Annotated in this window: 13 protein-coding genes, 4 pseudogenes and 1 riboswitch; of the genes and pseudogenes, 12 read left to right on the top strand and 5 right to left on the bottom strand. The window is 72.7% G+C overall.

All coding sequences use genetic code 11. From position 1 onward, the window contains the following. Positions 1 to 59: 59 nt before the first annotated feature. From ACZ50K_RS15325 to ACZ50K_RS15335, 3 genes are read left to right on the top strand one after another with little or no spacing between them, the layout of a single operon-like run. Positions 60 to 812, top strand: coding sequence for an ABC transporter ATP-binding protein (locus ACZ50K_RS15325; RefSeq protein WP_468902724.1), 753 nt, complete (start codon positions 60 to 62; stop codon positions 810 to 812). Between the two features lie 5 nt (positions 813 to 817). Continuing rightward, on the top strand, positions 818 to 2188 hold the full coding sequence (locus ACZ50K_RS15330) for an FtsX-like permease family protein (protein WP_468902727.1): 1371 nt from the start codon (positions 818 to 820) through the stop codon (positions 2186 to 2188). A gap of 16 nt (positions 2189 to 2204) precedes the next feature. Continuing rightward, entirely contained in the window at positions 2205 to 3482 is a 1278-nt protein-coding gene (locus ACZ50K_RS15335) for a sensor histidine kinase (RefSeq protein WP_468903217.1), read from the top strand. 11 nt (positions 3483 to 3493) lie between these two features. Here the strand turns inward: ACZ50K_RS15335 and ACZ50K_RS15340 are convergent, their stop codons facing one another. Beyond that, positions 3494 to 4159 carry a response regulator transcription factor gene (locus ACZ50K_RS15340; RefSeq protein WP_468902730.1) on the bottom strand — a complete coding sequence of 222 codons (666 nt, stop codon included), beginning with the start codon at positions 4157 to 4159 and terminating at the stop codon, positions 3494 to 3496. A gap of 135 nt (positions 4160 to 4294) precedes the next feature. Between ACZ50K_RS15340 and ACZ50K_RS15345 the strand changes: the two genes are divergently transcribed. Next, positions 4295 to 4504 carry a hypothetical protein gene (locus ACZ50K_RS15345; RefSeq protein WP_468902733.1) on the top strand — a complete coding sequence of 70 codons (210 nt, stop codon included), beginning with the start codon at positions 4295 to 4297 and terminating at the stop codon, positions 4502 to 4504. A gap of 350 nt (positions 4505 to 4854) precedes the next feature. Here the strand turns inward: ACZ50K_RS15345 and ACZ50K_RS15350 are convergent, their stop codons facing one another. Beyond that, the gene (locus tag ACZ50K_RS15350; protein ID WP_468902735.1) at positions 4855 to 5469 is read right to left on the bottom strand and encodes a YdeI/OmpD-associated family protein; all 615 of its coding nucleotides are present in this window, start codon (positions 5467 to 5469) and stop codon (positions 4855 to 4857) included. 487 nt (positions 5470 to 5956) lie between these two features. On the opposite strand from ACZ50K_RS15350, the gene ACZ50K_RS15355 reads away from it, so the two are divergent. Both ACZ50K_RS15355 and ACZ50K_RS15360 read left to right on the top strand, forming a co-directional pair. Continuing rightward, positions 5957 to 6391: an SgcJ/EcaC family oxidoreductase gene (locus tag ACZ50K_RS15355; RefSeq protein WP_468902737.1), complete on the top strand. Its 435-nt coding sequence runs from the start codon at positions 5957 to 5959 to the stop codon at positions 6389 to 6391. Positions 6392 to 7046: 655 nt separating this feature from the next. Then, a pseudogene (locus ACZ50K_RS15360) lies at positions 7047 to 7356 on the top strand (hypothetical protein); the annotation flags it as partial. A 72-nt stretch (positions 7357 to 7428) separates the two neighbouring features. Here the strand turns inward: ACZ50K_RS15360 and folP are convergent. From folP to metE, 3 genes and pseudogenes are all read right to left on the bottom strand, one after another. After that, positions 7429 to 7931: pseudogene (folP, locus tag ACZ50K_RS15365) on the bottom strand (dihydropteroate synthase); the annotation flags it as partial. Between the two features lie 229 nt (positions 7932 to 8160). Further along, positions 8161 to 8346 (bottom strand): annotated as a pseudogene (locus tag ACZ50K_RS15370) (malate synthase A); the annotation flags it as partial. Positions 8347 to 8467: 121 nt separating this feature from the next. Further along, positions 8468 to 10792, bottom strand: coding sequence for a 5-methyltetrahydropteroyltriglutamate--homocysteine S-methyltransferase (metE, locus tag ACZ50K_RS15375; RefSeq protein WP_468902740.1), 2325 nt, complete (start codon positions 10790 to 10792; stop codon positions 8468 to 8470). Positions 10793 to 10961: 169 nt separating this feature from the next. Beyond that, a riboswitch (cobalamin riboswitch) is annotated at positions 10962 to 11187 on the bottom strand. Positions 11188 to 11829: 642 nt separating this feature from the next. Between metE and ACZ50K_RS15380 the strand changes: the two genes are divergently transcribed. The 6 genes and pseudogenes from ACZ50K_RS15380 (at position 11830) to ACZ50K_RS15405 (ending at position 18838) form a co-directional block, all read left to right on the top strand. After that, complete coding sequence (locus ACZ50K_RS15380; RefSeq protein WP_468902743.1) at positions 11830 to 12372, top strand: hypothetical protein; 543 nt, start codon at positions 11830 to 11832, stop codon at positions 12370 to 12372. Positions 12373 to 12680: 308 nt separating this feature from the next. After that, a complete protein-coding gene (locus ACZ50K_RS15385) occupies positions 12681 to 13520 on the top strand; it encodes a MerR family transcriptional regulator (protein WP_468902746.1) in 840 nt (279 codons plus the stop codon). A gap of 92 nt (positions 13521 to 13612) precedes the next feature. Then, a pseudogene (locus ACZ50K_RS15390) lies at positions 13613 to 13947 on the top strand (GNAT family N-acetyltransferase); the annotation flags it as partial. Positions 13948 to 15320: 1373 nt separating this feature from the next. Then, positions 15321 to 16796 (top strand): SulP family inorganic anion transporter, encoded by a 1476-nt coding sequence (locus ACZ50K_RS15395; RefSeq protein WP_468903219.1) that lies wholly within the window; start codon positions 15321 to 15323, stop codon positions 16794 to 16796. A gap of 312 nt (positions 16797 to 17108) precedes the next feature. Beyond that, complete coding sequence (locus ACZ50K_RS15400) at positions 17109 to 18311, top strand: molybdopterin-dependent oxidoreductase (RefSeq protein ID WP_468902749.1); 1203 nt, start codon at positions 17109 to 17111, stop codon at positions 18309 to 18311. Next, a complete protein-coding gene (locus tag ACZ50K_RS15405; RefSeq protein WP_468902751.1) occupies positions 18308 to 18838 on the top strand; it encodes a hypothetical protein in 531 nt (176 codons plus the stop codon). Before ACZ50K_RS15400 ends, ACZ50K_RS15405 begins: the two co-directional genes overlap by 4 nt. The last annotated feature ends 17 nt before the right edge of the window (positions 18839 to 18855 follow it).

Consider the following 18855-nt stretch of genomic DNA (forward strand, 5'->3'; position numbering starts at 1 on the left):
CCCCGGGAACGGGGGTGGGCACGATCGATCCCCCGGCTCCGTCCGCCCAGGATGAGGGCATGGCTGAAACGATGACGGAGTTCGGGGCGGGACCCGCCGCCCGTGCGCAGGACCTGCACCGTGACCACGGGCGCGGAGCCGGCGTGGTGCGGGCGTTGCGCGGGGTGTCGGTGGACCTGCGGGCGGGGACGTTCACGGCGGTGATGGGGCCCTCGGGTTCCGGCAAGACCACTCTGCTGCACTGTCTCGCGGGGATGGACCGGCCCACCCGGGGGTCGGTGTGGTGGGGCGGCACGGAGGTGTCCCGGCTTCCCGAGCGGCGGCTGGCCGGACTGCGGCGGAGCCGGGTGGGGTTCGTGTTCCAGGCCTTCAATCTGATGCCCGCGATGACGGTCGCGCAGAACGTCGAGCTGCCCGGCCGGCTCGCCGGCGAACGGCCCGATCGGGGACGGGTCCTGGAGGCACTCGACCGGGTCGGGCTCGCGGGGCGGGCGGGGCACCGGCCCGGGCAGTTGTCGGGCGGGCAGCAGCAGCGGGTGGCCATCGCGCGGGCGCTGGTCTCCCGGCCGCGGGTGCTGTTCGCCGACGAGCCGACCGGCGCGCTGGACCGGGCCACCGGGCACGAGATCCTGGCCCTGCTGCGCGAGGGCGTGGACCGGGACGGCGGGACCTGTGTGATGGTGACGCACGATCCGGTCGCCGCCGGCTATGCGGACCGGGTGCTGATGCTCGCCGACGGCGTGCTCGTGGAGGAGCTGGAACGGCCGGACCCGGCGCGCATCGGCGAGCACCTGAGCCGGCTGGGCGGGTGAGACCGGTGATCTCGATCGCCTTCGGGCAGATGCGCCGGCGGCCGGCCGCCTTCGCCGGCCTGGCGGCCGCGCTGTTCCTGGCCGTCGCCACCCTCACCCTGTTCGGCGGCCTGTTCGCGGCCGAGGCGACCGCCTCCGGAACGGTCCGGGAGGAGACGGCGGGGCCGGGGGTGATGGTGATCGCCGGGGCCTTCGGTGAGATCTCGGTCCTGGTGGCCTTCTTCGTGGCGGTGAACGCCCTGGGCTTCGCGGTTCGGCGGCAGTCCCGTGAACTGGCCCTGCTGCGGACCGTGGCGGCGACCCCGCGCCAGGCGCGCCGGCTGGTCCGCGGCCAGGTGGTGGTGACCACCCTGCTGGTGGCCCTGCCGGGCTGGGCCACCGGCTCGGTGGGGGCCGGGCTCGCCCTGAGCGCCTTGCAGCGGCAGGGAATGGCGGCGCCGGGACTGCGGGTGCCGGGGACGCCGGTGCCGGTGCTGGTCGCGGTGGCGGCCGTACTCGCCGTGGGTCTGACGGCCTCGGCCCTCGCGGCACGCCGCGTCTCCCGGATGCCGCCCGCGGCGGCGCTGACCGCCACCTCGACCGAGCACGCACGCACCGGCGTCGCACGTCTGCTGGCCGGGGCGGTCGCGCTGACCGGGGGTGTCCTGCTGCTGCGGCTGGCCGCGACGCGGCCGCCGGAACAGATGGACAAGGCGGGGCAGGCCGCGCTGCTGGCCGCCCTGGTGCTGCTCGTCGCGGTGGGCCTCGCCGGGCCGCTCGCGGCGCGCGTCCTGGCAGCCGTACTGGGCCGGCCGGTACGACTGCTCGCGCCCGGTGCCGGCTGGCTCGCCGACGCCAACCTGCGCGGCTACGCCCGTCGGCTGTCCTCCGCGGTGGTACCCGTGGCGCTGCTCGTGGGACTCTCTGGGACCATGATCGTCATGACGAGCACCGCCGCGCACGCCGCGGGAGACACGGGCACCGGGATCGCCTCGGCCACCGACGTCTGGCTGCGCCAGGCGGAACTGGCGCTGCTGACCTGCTTCGCGGCCGTCTCCACCGTCAACACGCTGGTCGCCGTGACCGCCGAGCGGCGCCGGGAGTTCGCACTGCTGCGGCTCGTGGGCGCCACGCGGGCGCAGCTGCTGCGCATGCTTGGCGTGGAGGCGGGGCTGACCGCGGCGGTGGGGGTGCTGCTCGGCGCGGTGGTGGCGGGCGCGGCGTCGGCGGCGTTCAGTACGGCGGTGACCGGCTCGGCGCTGCCACAGGTCCCGGGCGGCGACTGCGGGTGGATCCTCGCCGGCGCGGTCCTGCTGACCGCTCCGAGCATTCTGGTCACGGGTGTGTGGGCGGTCCGCGGCCCGGCGGCGGAACTGGTGGGCGGCGGCCGTGGCTGAGCGGGCCGGTGTCCCGGTGCCGTCACCGGGCACGGAGGCGGCGCCGGAGGTCCGGGACCGGCGGCCTGGCACAGAACGGCGCGGGTACTTCTCCCTCCGGGCCGGCGAGTGGGCCTACGCCGCCGTCGGGCTGCCGCCGGCACTGCTCGGCGGGGTGTACGCGATCGCCGTCGTGTACGCGGGCGTACTGCTCTCCCTGACCGTGCTCGGTCTCCCGTTCCTGGTGGTGGCGCTGCTGGGCGTGCGCCGCTGGGGCGCCCTGCACCGGTGGCTCCTCGGCCGCCTCCTCGGCGAGTACGTCGAGGCGCCGGCCGCCATGGACCGCGGGGCGGGAGTGCTCGCCCGCGGTCGTGCGGTGCTGGCCGATCCGGTCGCCTGGCGGACCCTGCTGTACCTGGTGGCACGGTTGCCGCTCGGTCTGCTCGGCTTCGTCTGCGCCGTGCTGCTGCCCCTCGGGTGTGGCTGGCTGATCGGGTTCCCGCTCTGGGGACGTCTGCTGGAAACGGGACCCCGGCCCGCCAGCTGGCTGGACACCGGCTGCGTGCTGCTGGGCGCGATCCTCCTGTGCGCGGTACCGGCCGCCCTCCGTGGGGTGACCGGGGCGGACCGGCGGCTCGCCCGACAGCTGCTCGGCCCCGCCCGTACGCAACGGCGTGTCCGGGAACTGGAGGCCGCCCGGGCCGTCCTGCTCATGGAGAACACCGACCGGCTCCGCCGCCTGGAACGCGACCTCCACGACGGCACGCAGGCCCGGCTCGTCGCCCTGGCCATCACCCTGTCGCTGGCCGAGGACGCGCTCGCGCCCTCCGCCCCCGATCCCGAGCGGCTCCGGACCTTGGTGGGCCGGGCCCGCGGCCAGACCGACGACACGATCGCCGAGCTGCGCAGACTGACCCGGGGCCTCCACCCGGTGGTGCTGGACGAAGGCCTCGAACAGGCCCTGCCGGGACTGACCGCCGTCTCGCCGGTCCCCGTCGCCCTCCGGCTGGAACTGCGGGAGCGTCCCCATCCCGTGGTCGAACGGGCCCTCTACTTCTGCGCCGCCGAGCTGCTCGCCAACATGGCCAGACACAGCGGTGCCCGCTCGGCCGAGCTCACCGCGGTGGGCGCGGGCGGGCGCGTACGCCTGACCGTGCGCGACGACGGGCACGGCGGCGCGTCACCCGGTGCCGGCGGGGGAACCGGCCTGGCGGGTCTGGCCGAACGGCTGGCGGCGGTCGACGGCTCCCTGCGGATCGACAGCCCGCCCGGGGGGCCCACCACCGTCACCGCGGACCTTCCGGCACGTCCCTGACGGCGCCCGGATCAGCCCCCGGTCTCGGACAGATACGCCAGCACCGCCTTCACCCGCCGGTTGTCGGTATCCGTGGCCCGCAGCCCGAACTTCATGAAGACGGCCGCGACATGCTTCTCCACCGCCCGCTCGGACACGACGAGCAGAGCGGCGACGGACCGGTTGGAGTGACCTTGGGCCATCAGCTCCAGCACCTCGCGCTCACGCGGCGTCAGCGCATCCACCCGGCCGCGCTGCCCGCCCCGCATCAACAGGGTGACCACCTCCGGGTCGAGCGCGGTACCCCCGTCGGCGACCCGGTGGAGCGCCTCCACGAACTCCGAGGTCCGGGCGACACGTTCCTTGAGCAGATAGCCGACGCCCGCCGCACCGCCCGCCATCAGCCGGGACGCCCAGGAGGCCTCGACGTGCTGGGAGAAGACCAGGATGCCGGTGCCGGGCGCCCGCACCCGCAGCTCGACGGCGGCGCGGATGCCCTCGTCCGTATGGGTGGGCGGCATGCGGACGTCCACCACGGCCACGTCCGGCCGGTGCGAGGCCACGGCCTCCAGCAGGGCGGGACCGGTACCGGCCGTGGCCACCACCTCGCATCCGCGAGCCCCGAGCAACTCGACCATGCCCTCGCGCAGGATGACGGAGTCCTCGGCCAGCACCACGCGCAGCTGTCTGTCGATCATGCCACCAGTATCCCGAGAGGCCGGCCCGGGACCGGCACGCCCCCCGGGACCTACGAGCGATGCCGCCGCAGGCCTTGACCGATGCGATCTGACGCCGTGCCATGGGAGGACGCACCGCGACGGGGGGATGCCACGATGGCGGACCAGGAACACGACAGCTCAGATGGCCGGCCCGAGAGCCACGACGAGGTTCCGCCGGGCGGCATACCGAAACCCCCGCGTGGGCGAGACAATCCGTTCGTCCACGTGGCGTGGATCATCCTGGCGATCCTCGTCCTGGGGATGATCTTGAGCTCGCAGGGCGACTGCACCGGCAACTGCGTAGACGATTTCGTCCGCCGATGAGCCCCTCCGCCGCGGCACGGGTGCCCCTCGTCGGCGACTCCGGCCCCGCCAACGTCCTCTCACGACTGAGGGACCGATTCCTCCCCGACGAGGAGGTCGACGAATTCCCCTGACGCCTGGGACACGGACGCCGTGGACGATGACATCGCACCCAGCAGCTCACTGCGGCCCAGGCACGAAGATGTATGCCGCACCCATGACGGTGCGGGGCCGGCTCCCGTGACGAGAGCAGAGTGCACCTGGCCCCACGCCGTACCGGATCACCCCGTCCCAGGTCACCCCGTCAGGGCGGCGCGCCCCACCTCAGCCGCGGCGTCGGTGCCGCGCTGCTCCCCGGCGTCGGGTCACGCTCACGGTGTCGGCGAGTTCGCCGGCTTGGCCCGCTGCGGGTGGAACGTCTCGTGCCGACCCAGCATCGCCACGCACTCGGCGATCTTCCGGGCCCGTGTCTCGGCCCGCTTGGCGGCATTGACCCGGTAGATGAGGGCGAAGCGGTTGGTCTTGGTGAGCACCTCGAACATCGCCTGCGCCGCTGGGTCGGCGGCGATCGCGGCTTGCAGGTCGGCCGGCACCTCCGCTTCCGAGGTTGGCGCATAGGCGGCCGTCCACCTGCCGTCGGCCTTCGCGGCTTCCACCGCTGCGCGGCCGGCAGGCAGCATCAGGCCGGCCGCCTCCAGCCGGGCCACGTTGGCGACGTTGCGTTGGGACCAGACACTGCGCGATCGGCGCGGGGTGAGCCGCCTCCAGGAACTCTCCTCGTCGCGCTTGCGGGCCTGGCCGTCGATCCAACCGAAGCACAGCGCCTCGTCGACCGCCTGCTGCCACGTCAGCGTGGTGACGGATCCGCCCTTCCTGGTCAGGGCGAGCCAGACGCCATCGGAGGTGGTGTGGTGGTCCATCAACCACGCGCGCAGCGCCGCGCTGTCGGGCACGATCAACTCATCCAGCTCGGTTCCGGTCACCACCACAGACTAGTGCCGCAGCCCGCTGCTGCGTCCGGTGCTCTGACCGCGTGGGTTCACCGGAGGCGGGGAGTCACCGCCGGGGGCTCGGACATGGAGACCACGGCGCTGCGCCTGCCGTTCTCGGTGACGCCGCTGAGGGTGAGACGGCCACCACTGCGGTGACCGGAGCCGTGGAGGCGATCAGGAACCGGCCCGGAGCCCACGGTGCGCCCAGAAGGCGGCGCCGGAGTGTGTCCCCCGCGGCACACCGGGCGACCATCGGCATCTCGTCCGACAAGCCCACGGCAGGAGCGAATCTGATCGGAACTCGTCGACTGGATCGTGTGTATCGTGACCGCCGCCGCGCACCCCTGTGCCCCTCTTGGGTTCCTTCCACACGAAGGGGCTTGACCTCAAGCGCAGTTGAGGAGTTTGGGTAGGGGACAGCGGCGAGGACGCCGCCCCGGCTGCGGCCGGACGGGAAGCGCGGATGGAACGGGGCACAGCCATGTCGAACGGGATCCTGGTGGTCGGGCGCATCGCGGAGGATGTCAGGGCAGCGGTCACCGGAGTGGTGAAGGACCTGGAACGGGCCTTCAACGACCGCGACGCCGACGGCCTGGCCGAGCAGTTCGGGGTGGAGGCCTCCTGGACCAACGCCGTGGGCATGCGACTGGACGGCCGGGAGTCGATCGCCGAGTTCAGCCGGACCGCTTTCCAGGGCTTCCTGGGCGAGTCGTACGCGCGCTACGACATTGTGAAGCTCCTGGGCATCTCCGACGGTGTGATCGGTGTGAACGTCCACCAGACCCCGACCGACCGCGAGGGGGCACCGGTCGGCGGCCCGCACGGGGCGACGACCTACGTGCTCGCGCGGCAGCCGGAGGGCTGGAAGATCGTCGTCGGCCAGAATGCCCCGGTCCCCGCACCGACGGCCGGCTGAGCGGACGGCGCGGGCGCGATGCCCGGGCGCGAGACCATTGCCCCTGAAGGGCACCGGGTCCGTCAACGCGCACGAGCCCAGGCCGGCACCGGAAGGACGCCGCCTGGCCGCCACCGGCGGCGGTCTCCGCCGGGAAGCCGCCGCCGGACCCTCCCGGGGCACGATGGCCACCGACACGCAGGTCCCCATGAAGCGCTGCGCCGCCCAGGGCCACCGATGGGTGCCGACCGCCGGCTGAGGGGCACGTGAGGCGGCTGTGATCGGGATCAGCTCTGCCCCTTCGAGTTCGACCCCGCACAGCCCTTGCGCCCCGACATCCTCCGGCTGCCCCGGCCGCGCCCGCTCCGCCCCCTTCCCCTCCGGAATCGAATACCTCTCCACCCTGCATACGAAAATCTGTCATGGCTGGAGTAGACATTTGGTGATGTGGTGGTTATGGTTTCTCTCGTAACCGAGAAGGACCGAAGGGCCCGGCACGGCGACGGGACTGGCGGCCGGACCGGGTGGCCCGCGGTGATGAGGGGCCGCCGAGAGTGGACGCAGGTGGCAGTACCCGGCAGTGAAGTAGTGGAGTGGCACCTCGGTGAAGGCGTCGGCTGCGGGCGCGCGCACCGGGAGGTTCGGCAGTGGGGTTCCAAGCCAGAGCGGATGCACCATGGGCGACGGGGCTGGCTGCCGGAGGAGAGGTGCGGACACGGAAGGCCGGCGCAGGTTCAGGGCCGGCAGATGGTGTAGCAGTTCCTTCGGGGCCCGGGAGCTTTACGCTCCCGGGCCCCTCCGCGCCCTGGGCGAGGCCCGCCTGATCACCCCGCTCCGATCCGCCGACGGACACCGCCGCCCGCGCGCGGGAACTCGTCGACCAGGGAACCCCCATCGAGGCCGCCGGCCGGATCATCATCCTGGAGGACCAGCTCGAAGAGGTCCAGCGCATCAACGCCGAATACCGGCGCGCGGCCGAGGACAGCCCCCTCCCACGGGCTGAACCGGTGCGCACCCATCGGCTCCGTCGCGCTTCCGACCAGGATGACGAATGCGATGTCGACGACGAGGTGCTCGGGTGGGATGCCGGCGGCCACCACGGCCTCGATCCGGGCGCCCGGCTCCGCCAGGACCTCACCGACCACGTCGCCGTAGATCGCGCGGCCGTTCATGTCGTGGCTGAACCCGCGCCAGTGCATCACGACGAAGGGGACGCGGCAGGCCGCGACGGCCTTGGGCATGGCGGGGTCGGCCTGTCCGCCGCTGACGTCGTTGACCAGGACCGCCCCGGCGTCGACCGCGCGGGCCGCGACGGAGGCCCGCACGGTGTCCACGGATACCAGCACGCCTTCGGCCGCCAGGTCCCGTACGACGGGGATGACGCGGCGAAGCTCCTCCTCCTCGTCCACCCGGGTGGCTCCGGGCCGGGTCGACTCGCCGCCCACATCGACGAGGTCGGCTCCCTCGGCGACCAGGTCCAGTCCGTGCTTGACGGCGGTGTTCGCCTCGAACCACCGGCCGCCGTCGGAGAACGAGTCGGGGTCGCGTTCACGACCCCCATGACCGCGCACCGGTTCCAGTCCGGCAGCCCCGCGGGCACACGGCGCGGCAGGCGCCCGTCGAAGGCATCAGGAGTCCTCCGTCCGGCGGACGAGATGCCGCCGGTAGGCCTCGGGGGTGAAGAACGGGGGCGGTTCACGGGCCGCGAGCGTTCCTTCGAGGATCTCGCGGGCCTGGTCGCCCATCGCGTTGGGTCGGTCCCTGGCCAGGGCGGCGGATTCGGCGTCGATCAGGTAGTCCCAGCGGCCCGCGTTGTGCCCGGCGCCGTGTTCGCGGAGCTCGTAGAGGAACTCCTCCGTCTCGAAGGCGGCGGTGACCGTCTCGATGATGGCGGTGGCCCGGATCGTGCCGTGTGGGATGTCCAGCAGGTCCTGGGCGAGCCGGAACGCCTCGTTCCACAGGCGGGCCCCGTAGCGGGCCGGGCCGCCCTGTCCGGCAGGGGACTGTCCGGGCGGGACGCGGTGGCGCCCCGCCCGGACCGTCAGCCGTCAGCCGTCAGCCGTCAGCCGTCAGCCGTCAGCCGTCAGCCGTCAGCCGTCAGCCGGTGTCAGCCGACAGGTCCGCGCGGACCGTGCGGGCGGCGGCGACGAGGTTCTCCAGGGAGGCGCGGGTCTCGGTCCAGCCTCGGGTCTTCAGACCGCAGTCGGGGTTGACCCACAGCCGCTCGGCCGGGATGGCCTTGAGGCCGGTGCGGAGCAGGTCCGCGGCTTCCTCGGTGCCGGGGACGCGCGGGGAGTGGATGTCCCAGACGCCGGGGCCGGCTTCGCGGGGGTAGCCGTGGGCGGCGAGTTCGCGGGCGACCTGCATGTGGGAGCGGGTGGCCTCCAGGCTGATGACATCGGCGTCGAGGTCGTCGATGGCCTGGACGATGTCGCCGAACTCCGCGTAGCACATGTGGGTGTGGATCTGCGTGTCGGGACGGACGCCGCTGGTGGTGAGCCGGAAGGACTCGGTGGCCCAGGCCAGGTAGCCGGCGTGGTCGGCGGCGCGCAGCGGGAGGGTCTCGCGCAGGGCGGGTTCGTCGACCTGGATCACCGAGGTACCGGCGGCCTCCAGGTCGCCGACCTCGTCGCGCAGGGCGAGGGCGACCTGGCGGGCGGTGTCGCCGAGCGGCTGGTCGTCGCGGACGAAGGACCAGGCGAGCATGGTGACCGGGCCGGTCAGCATGCCCTTGACCGGCTTCGCGGTCAGGGACTGGGCGTAGGAGGTCCAGCGGACCGTCATCGGTTCGGGGCGGGAGATGTCCCCGGCCAGGACCGGCGGGCGGACGTAGCGGGTGCCGTAGGACTGGACCCAGCCCTGCTGCGTGGCGACGTAGCCGGTGAGCTGCTCGGCGAAGTACTGGACCATGTCGTTGCGTTCGGGCTCGCCGTGCACCAGGACGTCCAGGCCGGTCTTCTCCTGGAAGGAGACGACCTCCTCGATCTCCGCCTTGATCCGTGCCTCGTACCCGGCGGCGTCGATCCGGCCGGCGCGCAGGTCGGCGCGGGCCACGCGCAGCTCGTCGGTCTGGGGGAAGGACCCTATCGTGGTGGTGGGCAGCAGGGGCAGGCCGAGGTGGGCGCGCTGGGCCGCGGTGCGTTCGGCGTACGGCTGGGCGCGGCGTCCGTCGGCGTCGGTGATGGCCGCGGTGCGGGCGCGGACGGCCGGGTCGTGGGTGATGGCGGAGTTCGCGCGGGAGGCGAGGTCGGCGCGGTTGGCGGAGAGTTCCGCGGTGATCGCGTCGGTGCCCTGGGACAGGCCGCGGGCGAGGGTGGCGATCTCGGTGGTCTTCTGGCGGGCGAAGGCCAGCCACCGCCGGATCTGGGGGTCGATGTCGCGCTCCGCGGTGGCGTCCAGCGGGACGTGCAGGAGGGAGCAGGAGGCGGCGACGTCGACCCGGTCGGCCAGGCCCAGGAGGGTGCCCAGGGTGGTCAGGGACTTCTGGTGGTCGTTGATCCAGATGTTGCGGCCGTTGACCACGCCCGCCACCAGGCGCTTGCCGGGCAGGCCGCCGACGGCGGCGAGGTCCTCCAGGTTGCATGCGCCGGTCTCGGTGAAGTCGAGGGCCAGACCCTCGACCGGGGAGGCGGCGAGGATCTGGAGGGCGTCGCCGAGCCGGCCGAAGTAGGAGGCCACCAGCAGCTTGGACCGGTCGGTCAGCGCGCCGAGGTCGCGGTAGGCGCGGGCGGCGGTGTTCAGCTCGGCCGGGGTGCGGTCCTGCACCAGCGCCGGCTCGTCCAGCTGCACCCACTCGGCACCGGCGGCCCGCAGGTCGGCCAGGACCTCCGCGTAGACGGGCAGCAGCCGGTCCAGCAGGGTGATCGGCTGGAAGTCGGCGGCCACCCCCGGCGCGGGCTTGGCGAGCAGCAGGTAGGTGACCGGACCGACCAGCACGGGGCGGGCGTCATGGCCCAGGGCCAGTGCCTCCTTCAGCTCGGCGACCTGCTTGCTGGAGTCGGCCGTGAAGACGGTGTCGGGGCCGAGTTCGGGGACCAGGTAGTGGTAGTTGGTGTCGAACCACTTGGTCATCTCCAGCGGCGCCACGTCCTGGGTGCCGCGCGCCATGGCGAAGAACCCGTCCAGGGCGTCGGCGGCGACCGCCGCACGGTGGCGGGAGGGGACAGCGCCGACCATGACGCTGGTGTCCAGCACGTGGTCGTAGTACGAGAAGTCGCCGGTCGGCACCTCGTGGATACCGGCGTCGGCCAGCTGCTGCCAGTTGGTTCGGCGCAGTTCGGCGGCGGTGGCGTGGAGGGCGTCGGCGGTGACACGGCCCTTCCAGTAGCCCTCGATCGCCTTCTTCAGTTCGCGGTTCTGCCCCTGGCGGGGGTAGCCGTACACGGTGGCTCGTGATGCCGCGGCTGCGGGCTTCGCTGTCACGGAACTCTCCTTCGCGAGATGTGTCCAGAAAACGCCCCGGCAACGGGACGCGGACGCGAAGGGAACGACAGAACGCACGGACCACGACGCGGAACCAAGGCCGCTCGTGCCGCTCGCTGTGTACGCCGACCCGCCCACGAGGTCACCGGGATGTCCGCACACGGAATCGTCCGCGTGCGGGCAACGGGCAGGTCTTCGGACTCGCGGGCACGCCTGCCGGTCTCCCGGCGGGCACCTACTGGCCGTCGCTTCCCAGGACCGTTGTCCGGTCCCAGTGCTTATGACGGCGGTCGTTCCCGCTCACCGCTGCGGGGCAGTCCCGGATTCCCACCGGGTTCCCTCTTACGACGCATCCCGCCTGGCGGACGGGGCGAACCAGCTGCCCGGTCAGAGTAGGGGGCGATCTCGTCCAGCGGCGAGTGACGTCCACCATTCAGACGCGGGAATGAGACGTTCCGTGATCGATCCGATGGCACACGGCCCCGCAGTCAGTGCTCGGCGATCACCGGTGGTCACATCGGTGCCGCCGCAGGACTCCCTGGCCACCGGACGTCGCCCCGCGCCTGACGGTGCGACCGGGAGGCGGTCCGCGGGGCGTGCGCGTCTTGAGCCGGTGCCCATGCCTGGGTAATGACCATGGGGACGGGGTTTTCAGTCCCCGCAACGACACCGCCTCCTGTGAGGCCGGTGATGAGGTGTACGCTCCCGTGTCGGATCCGGGCCAGGGTGCGAACACCTGAGTGCCCACGATGTGCTGAGGCCTTCCCTGGTCGTCCGTGGTGTTGCAGGTCACCTGGACGGTGATCTGCTCGGTGGTCGCTCTGACTGCCGAGACGGAATCCACCGGGTGTTCACCCCTGCGGGCAGGACCGGACCCGGTTGCCCGCCCACGGTGAGGTGGGGTGCGGCCCGGGGCACCCCGGCCAGGAAGGCGCCTTGAGGCGAGCGGTCCGGCCGTCCCGCCGATGGCGCCGGATAAGCCCGTGGACCTGCTGGAATGCCTTCGCCCGGCCCTCGCCCAGGCGTACCGTTGCTCCATGAGCAGCGAAGTGCAGGACCGGGGACCGAAGTTGCCGCCCAGCTTCCCGCCGAAGAGCCCACCGCCCCCGAAGAAGCCGGTCGAGCTGCCCCGACCCACCTCGCAGACCAGGACGGCGGTGGGTCTGCCCTCGCCGCGGATGACCATCCGCAACCGGCGCACCGCCGGCCTCACCTTCCGCTCCGACCAGTGGGCCCCCGCCAAGGCCGCCACCCAGACCGTGGACATCGTCCGGTCCTGGGCCTACTCGGGACTCGACGAGAACGACCTGGCCTGCGCCGTCCGCACCCTCGCCGCGGCGGCCGTCGCCGACGGCGGCAAACGCATCAGCATCCACCTCGCCGACCAGGACCAGAAAGTCCTCGTCGTCGTCCTGGCCCACGTACCCGGCGCCGCTGAGGACACCACCCCCCTCGCACAGGTCGCTGCCCTGCCCACGGTCGAATCCTGCACCACCGACGCCGCCCCCGACGGCCGACGACTGTCCGCACTCCTCGACGCCGCACCCCGGCCACGGCGCACTCCCCGCACGAGCGCCTGACCGGTCGCCGTGCCGGCAGGGGGACCGCGCAGGAACGCCGGGCGGGTCGGTGGAGCGGCCGCGTTCGGCGTCCTTGCGTCGCGCTGCCTGGAGGGGTGCTCCATCGACCGAACGTGCGCTGGGGTGCGTTGCACGCTGACCTGACCCGTTCCGCCCCAGGTGGTCGGCCTCTGCGTCAGCGAGTCCGGCCGCTGGACGGCACCGTGAGGTCCACCCCGCCGAGCCTGGCCTGACCTCGACCGCCCCGGTCGGATCCGGGACCGTAGGGTTGACCCTCACACCGTGTCAGGGCCTGGAGTGACGACATCATGTTCACCATCGGAGACTTCGCGAAACTCGGCGGGGTGTCGGTCCGCATGTTGCGTCACTACGACGCCATCGGACTGCTGCGCCCGGCCCGGGTCGATCCGTTCAGCGGCTACCGGTCCTACCGGGCCGGGCAGCTCGCCCGTCTGAACCGTGTCATCGCGCTCAAGGACCTCGGTTTCGGCCTGCACCAGGTGCGGGAGATCCTCGACGAGCACGTCGGGCCGGAGGAACTGCGCGGGATGCTGCGGCTGCGGCGGGCCGAGCTGGAGACGGCCTTGGCGGAGGCCGCCGGCCGGCTGGCCGGAGTGGAGAGGAGGCTCCGGATCATCGAGAGCGAGGGGCACATGCCCGAGCACGACATCGTCCTGAAGACCCTGCCCGCGATGCGGATGGCGCGGCTGACCGCGGTCGTGGAGAGTTTCGAACCGGCCGCCGTCGGCCCGGTGGTCGGCCCGTTGTTCGAGGAGCTGTGCGGGCGGCTGGCCGCGGCCGGGGTGTTCCCGACCGGTCCGGGGACGGCGTACTACGAGGACTGCGGCTCCGAGGGGGCGGTGACCGTGCACGCCGCCCTCCCGGTCAGTTCCTCGGCGACCGCCGTGCCGGGGGTGGAGGTCGTGGTGCTGCCCGCCGTCGAGCGGGCCGCCACCCTGGTGCACCGGGGCAGCATGGACGAGGTCCTGGGCAGCGTGCAGGCGCTGGCCCGCTGGATCGAGGACCACGGCTACCGGTCCACCGCCTACCCGCGGGAGGTGACCCTGCACCACGCGGCGGACCCGGCCGAGTGGGTCACCGAACTGCAGGAACCCGTCACGGCGGTGGCCCCGGCGCCGGCCGGCTGACCGGAGCCCGGCGGGCCGGCTTCTGTGTCTTCCGTGGGACTGGTGCCGTGGAGTGCCGTGGAGGGGAGTCCGGCTATGACTCCGTGTGTGGCCGTTACACGACCGAGAACGCCGCGTACATCGCGGAGTGGGACGGGAGGCCTGTCGGTGCTCTGGTGTCGGACTGCGGGCCCAGCCCGCTGATGGCGATTGCGTCGGCCGGGGAACCGGAGCGGTACGTCCGGATGCTGGTCTCCGACCGGCGGCACGCCGGTCAGGGGATCGGGGCGGCTTTGCCGGCCCATGCCGCCGAGGAGACCCGGCGGGCCGGAGTGGGGCTGCCGCGGGTTGACTGCTGGGCCGGCGGTGGAGGTGAACTGGTCGCGTTCTACGAGCGCAACGGTTTCACCCCACCATCCGGTTCCTGTCCGGGGCCTGGCCGGAACAGCGGTCACTCGCACGGGCGGCAGCGGCTCTGCTCGTCCTGCTCGCCGCCGGTGCGGTCGCCGGCGACGGCCCGCCCCCGGGCCTCCGCCCCCGGGCCTCCGGCCGCAGGCCGGCCCGTTGGAGATGCGGCAGCTGATGGCGGTCCTGCCCAGGGGCGGGGACATCCCCGGCTACCGGGCCGCCTTCGAGAGGGCCTCCGTGCACGACGTCTACCGCGAGGTCGAACTGTGCATGCCCATCGCCCGAGCACTGTGGAACGAACGGCGGGACCCGGTCGCAGCCACCACCGTCCAACTCGTACCCCGCTCACGCGAGCCCCGCATCGTGGCCTCCTCCTACAGCTACCCGCCCCGGGAAGCGGCACGGGTGATGGCCGAACTCCGCACGGCGAAACCACGCTGCGCCCACTACACCGTCCCCACCTGGTCCTCCGAAGAATCCCGCCACCAGGGCCTGCGCCCCGTGCCGACGGCGGCGCTCCCGGGCGACGAGTCGGTGACCTACCAGGTGATGCGCGCCCCGAGAAGTGAAGTGGGGCCCACGGAGCCGCACTCCCTCCCCCTTCCGGGCGCGGGGACTGCCGTCATAGAGGGGGCAGGGGCGTGGGCGCACCGCTGCTGCCCCTGGTGGCCGCGCTCAAGCAGGTGGAACGGACCCGGCCCGCTCGTAGTGCCTTCCTCGGAGACACTGTGCCCCGCTTGCCGGCAAGGCCGGTAGGTCGCCCGCGGGCACTCGGACGCGCAGAAATGGGCCCTTCGATGCCACGGCGCGAACGGATTGGGCGGCGGCGAGCGCCGGAGCCGCTCCGGCGCATGAAGAGGGCGTGTTCGACAGGAATGACGAAAAGATCGCTCGAATTTGCGATCGGGGACGTATTCCGGCATTTCTTTGGCAGGAAAACAGTCTGTCAAGAATCGGTAATGCAAGGGTTAAGTGGTGACGGGTGTTCCGTCGGGAACGCTTCACCGTTGGACCCCGGACCATCTCGGAACGCCCAAGCTGCTCACCGCCGACCCGACCACACCGCGCCCAGGCTCCGCGCCGCAGGGGGCGCAGGAGGCAGGCCATCATGCAGTCACCCATCCGTCCCGCACACCCGTCCGGCTCGAGCCTTTTCGCCGCCTCCCTGAAAGCCGGCGGAATTCGGCCTAACGAAGAGGATCCGTCACCCCGTTCTCGTTTCTTCCCGCCCCATGCCGTGGACGAACATGGCCAAGGGGAGGACCCCCGCGGACCGCTCCGGGCCCTGGACAGGGTCACTCCTCACGTCTGCGGGCCACTGTGACCGGCCCCGGCCCCGGCCCCCTTTCCGACCGCGAGCACAGCAGCAGTGGCCGGGGAACGACGGCCTCGCCGCCGGCCGGAGGTTCCCACCTGCGGTGGACCCTGACGGAACTGCGGCGGCCAGGTGTCCTCCGCGGGGACGTACTGGCCTCGCTGGTGGTCTTCCTCGTGGCCCTGCCGCTGTGCGTGGGAGTCGCCGTCGCCTCCGGTGTTCCCGCCGAACTCGGCCTGGTCACCGGCATCGTCGGCGGGCTGGTGGTCGGCTGCCTGCCCGGCAGCTCCCTCCAGGTCAGCGGCCCGGCGGCCGGACTGACCGTCCTGGTCTTCGAAGCCGTGCGGGAGTTCGGCCTCGGCATGCTCGGAGCGATCGTGCTCCTCACCGGGGCACTCCAGGTCGCTCTCGGACTCCTGCGCTGCGGGCGCTGGTTCCGCGCCATCTCCGTCTCCGTGGTCCAGGGCATGCTCGCGGGCATCGGCCTGGTCCTGGTCCTCGGCCAGCTCTACACCATGGCCGGGTCACAACAGCCCCGCTCCGGGCTCGACAAGCTCTTCGGCGTACCCGCGTTGGTCGCCGAGGTGTGCGCCGATCCCGGGATGCTCGCCGGCACGGCCATCGGGTGCGCGACCATCGCCCTGCTCGTGCTCTGGCCCAGGATGCCCGCCCGCCTGCGCGCGGTGCCCGCGCCCCTGGCGGCGGTCGCCCTGACCACGGCGGTCACCTCCCTACTCGGCCCGGACGTGGGCCATGTGACGGTGACCGGACTCCTCGACGTGGTCCAGCCGCCCGGCGCCGACGAACTGGCCGCGCTCGGCGGTCCCGCCGTCCTCGGCACCGTCATCGCCTTCACCCTCATCGCCTCCGCCGAGTCCCTCTTCAGCGCCGCCGCCGTCGACCGGATGCACGACGGACCACGGACGCACTACGACAAGGAACTCGTGGCGCAGGGCATCGGCAACAGCCTGTGCGGTCTGCTCGGCGCGCTCCCCATGACCGCGGTGATCGTCCGGAGCTCGGCCAACGTGCGGGCCGGTGCCACCACCGCGCTCTCACGCGTCCTGCACGGCGGCTGGCTGCTGCTGTTCACCGCCCTGCTCCCCGCGGCCATCGGCGTCATCCCGCTCGCCGCGCTCGCGGGCGTACTGATCCACGCCGGCTGCAAGCTCCTGCCGTTCCGGGAAATCGGACCCCTGCTGCGGCGGGACCGGGGCGAGGCACTGGTGCTCGGCGCCACGGCGGTCGCCATCGTGACGACCAACCTGTTCGAAGGCGTGATCCTCGGCCTGGTCCTCGCGGTCGCCAAGTCCGCCTGGGACACCTCGCACATCCACCTCGACGTCACCGAACGCGTCGGCGGACGCCTGGTGGTGACCCTGTCCGGCCACGCCACCTTCCTGCGCCTGCCCCGCGTGCTGGAAACCTTGGAGGCGCTGCCGAAGGACCGCCCGATCGAACTGGACCTGACCGGTGTCTCCCACCTGGACCTGGCCTGCCAGACCGCGCTGGAAGGCTGGGCGCTACGACACAACGCGGCGGGCGGCGAGGCCGTGAGGGTTCGGGATCCGTAAGGATTGCGCCGCGTGTCGTGGGTTCGGCGAGGGGCGTGGGCGCGGGATGTTCTCCGGGACGTTCATGCCCGATGAACCGGATACGTGGGGGAGATGCGCCGGATGGCAACCAGTGGTGAGGGCGACCGGCCCGAGGAAGGGCGCGAGCAGCCGACGGCAGTCCCGGCAGTCCCGGCAGTCCCGGCCGGACCGCCCGGACCGGCGGGGCAGCCGCGCACGACGGCCGCCGGGCGGCTCAAAGGTGCGGCCGACCGAGTCCGGGCGGCCGGCCCGCCGCCCGGACCCTCCCGTCCCGCGTTCTGGAGGAGTCCCGTGCGGGGCCCCTGGCTCACGGGCGTGTTCGGTCTGGTGCTCCTGGTCGGGGTGACCGTGCTGTTCGTGACCGGACTGCTGTCCTACGCGGCGTACAACCCCGACCTGGCGCCGCGCAACGACCAGACCCCCGACAAGGGCCTGCTCGGCTTCTACCTGTTCACCTGGCCCACCTCACCGTACTGGCTGTACCGGCTGACCCAGGGCGTCCACACCGTCCTGGGCGTGGTCCTGGTCCCCGTCCTCCTCGCCAAGCTGTGGTCGGTGATCCCGAAACTCTTCGCGTGGCCGCCACTGCGCTCCGCCGCGCACGCTCTGGAGCGGATCTCGCTCCTGCTGCTGGTCGGCGGGGCCGGGTTCACGTTCGCCACCGGGATCCTGAACATCCAGCTGGACTACGTCTTCCCCGGCTCCTTCTACGTCCTCCACTTCTACGGTGCCTGGGTGTTCATGGCCGCCTTCGTCGTCCACGTCGCCTTCCGACTGCCGCGTGCCGTCCGCGCGGTCCGCGCCGGACGGCACTTCCAACCCGCGGCCGGCTCGGCGGAGGCGGCCGGACTGGTGTCTCCCCGACCGTCGGCCCCGACGATCTCACGGCGCGGTGCGGTCGCGATGGTGGGCGCCGGCTCGCTGGCCCTGTTCGCGGTCACAGCCGGGCAGAGCATCGGCGGATGGTGGCGCAGGACCGCGCTGCTGGCCCCCCACGGCCGCGATCCGGGCACCGGTCCGAACGGCTTCCAGATCAACAAGACCGCCGCCGCCAGCGGGATCCGGCCCAGCGACATCGGCCCCGCCTGGCGGCTGACGGTCCGCGGCGGGGGCCGCCAGGAGGTGCTGACGCGGGACATGCTGCTGGCGATGGAGCAGCGCCGGGCGGCCCTCCCCATCGCCTGCGTGGAAGGCTGGTCCACGCCCGACCAGCACTGGTCCGGCGTCCGCCTGACCGACCTGGCCGCGCTGGTCGGACTCGGCACGGACACACCGCAGGTGCTGGTGGAATCCGTCCAGCGCGGCGGCTCCTTCTCCTCCGTGGTCCTGGCCCCCAACCAGGCCCGGGACGAACGCTCCCTCCTCGCGCTGCGAGTGAACGGGGCCGAACTGTCCCCGGACCACGGCTACCCGGCCCGCGTGATCATCCCCGCCGCCCCGGGCGTCCACAACACCAAATGGGTCACCCGCCTCACCTTCGGAGAACCCGCATGAACCGCCCCGCCACGGCAGGAACCGCGTTCAGCCGACGCTACGGAGCCTCCCCCCTCCACCTCCTGCTCACCCTGGCCTGCTTCGCCCTCGCCCTCTACGCCGGGATCCGGCTGTTGGAGGGCGACACCATGGGCGTGCTGACCTGGTTCGTCGGCGCGGCCCTCCTCCACGACCTGGTCCTCCTCCCGGCCTACTCGTTCACCGACCGCGCCGCACAGTTCCTCGTCCGGGGCCGGGCCGCCGGGGGCGAGGTGCCGCCGCGCCCGGGCGTGAACCACCTCCGGGTCCCCGCCTTCGTCTCGGGAGTCCTGTTCCTCGTCTACTGGCCGCTGATCCTGCGCCAGGGCGGCCACTACACCGCCGCCACCGCACTGTCCGCCGACGGCTTCCTCGCCCGCTGGCTCCTCATCACCGCCGCCCTGTTCGCCGCCTCGGCGGTGATCCTGATCGGACGGACCCGGCTGCGGGCCCGGCCGGAACGCAAGGCACGCCGGGCTCAGGCGCGGGCCCGCAGGACGGCGAAGTGACGCCCTCCCGAAAGGCT

The sequence above is a fragment of the Streptomyces sp. NPDC033845 genome, from assembly GCF_055576225.1.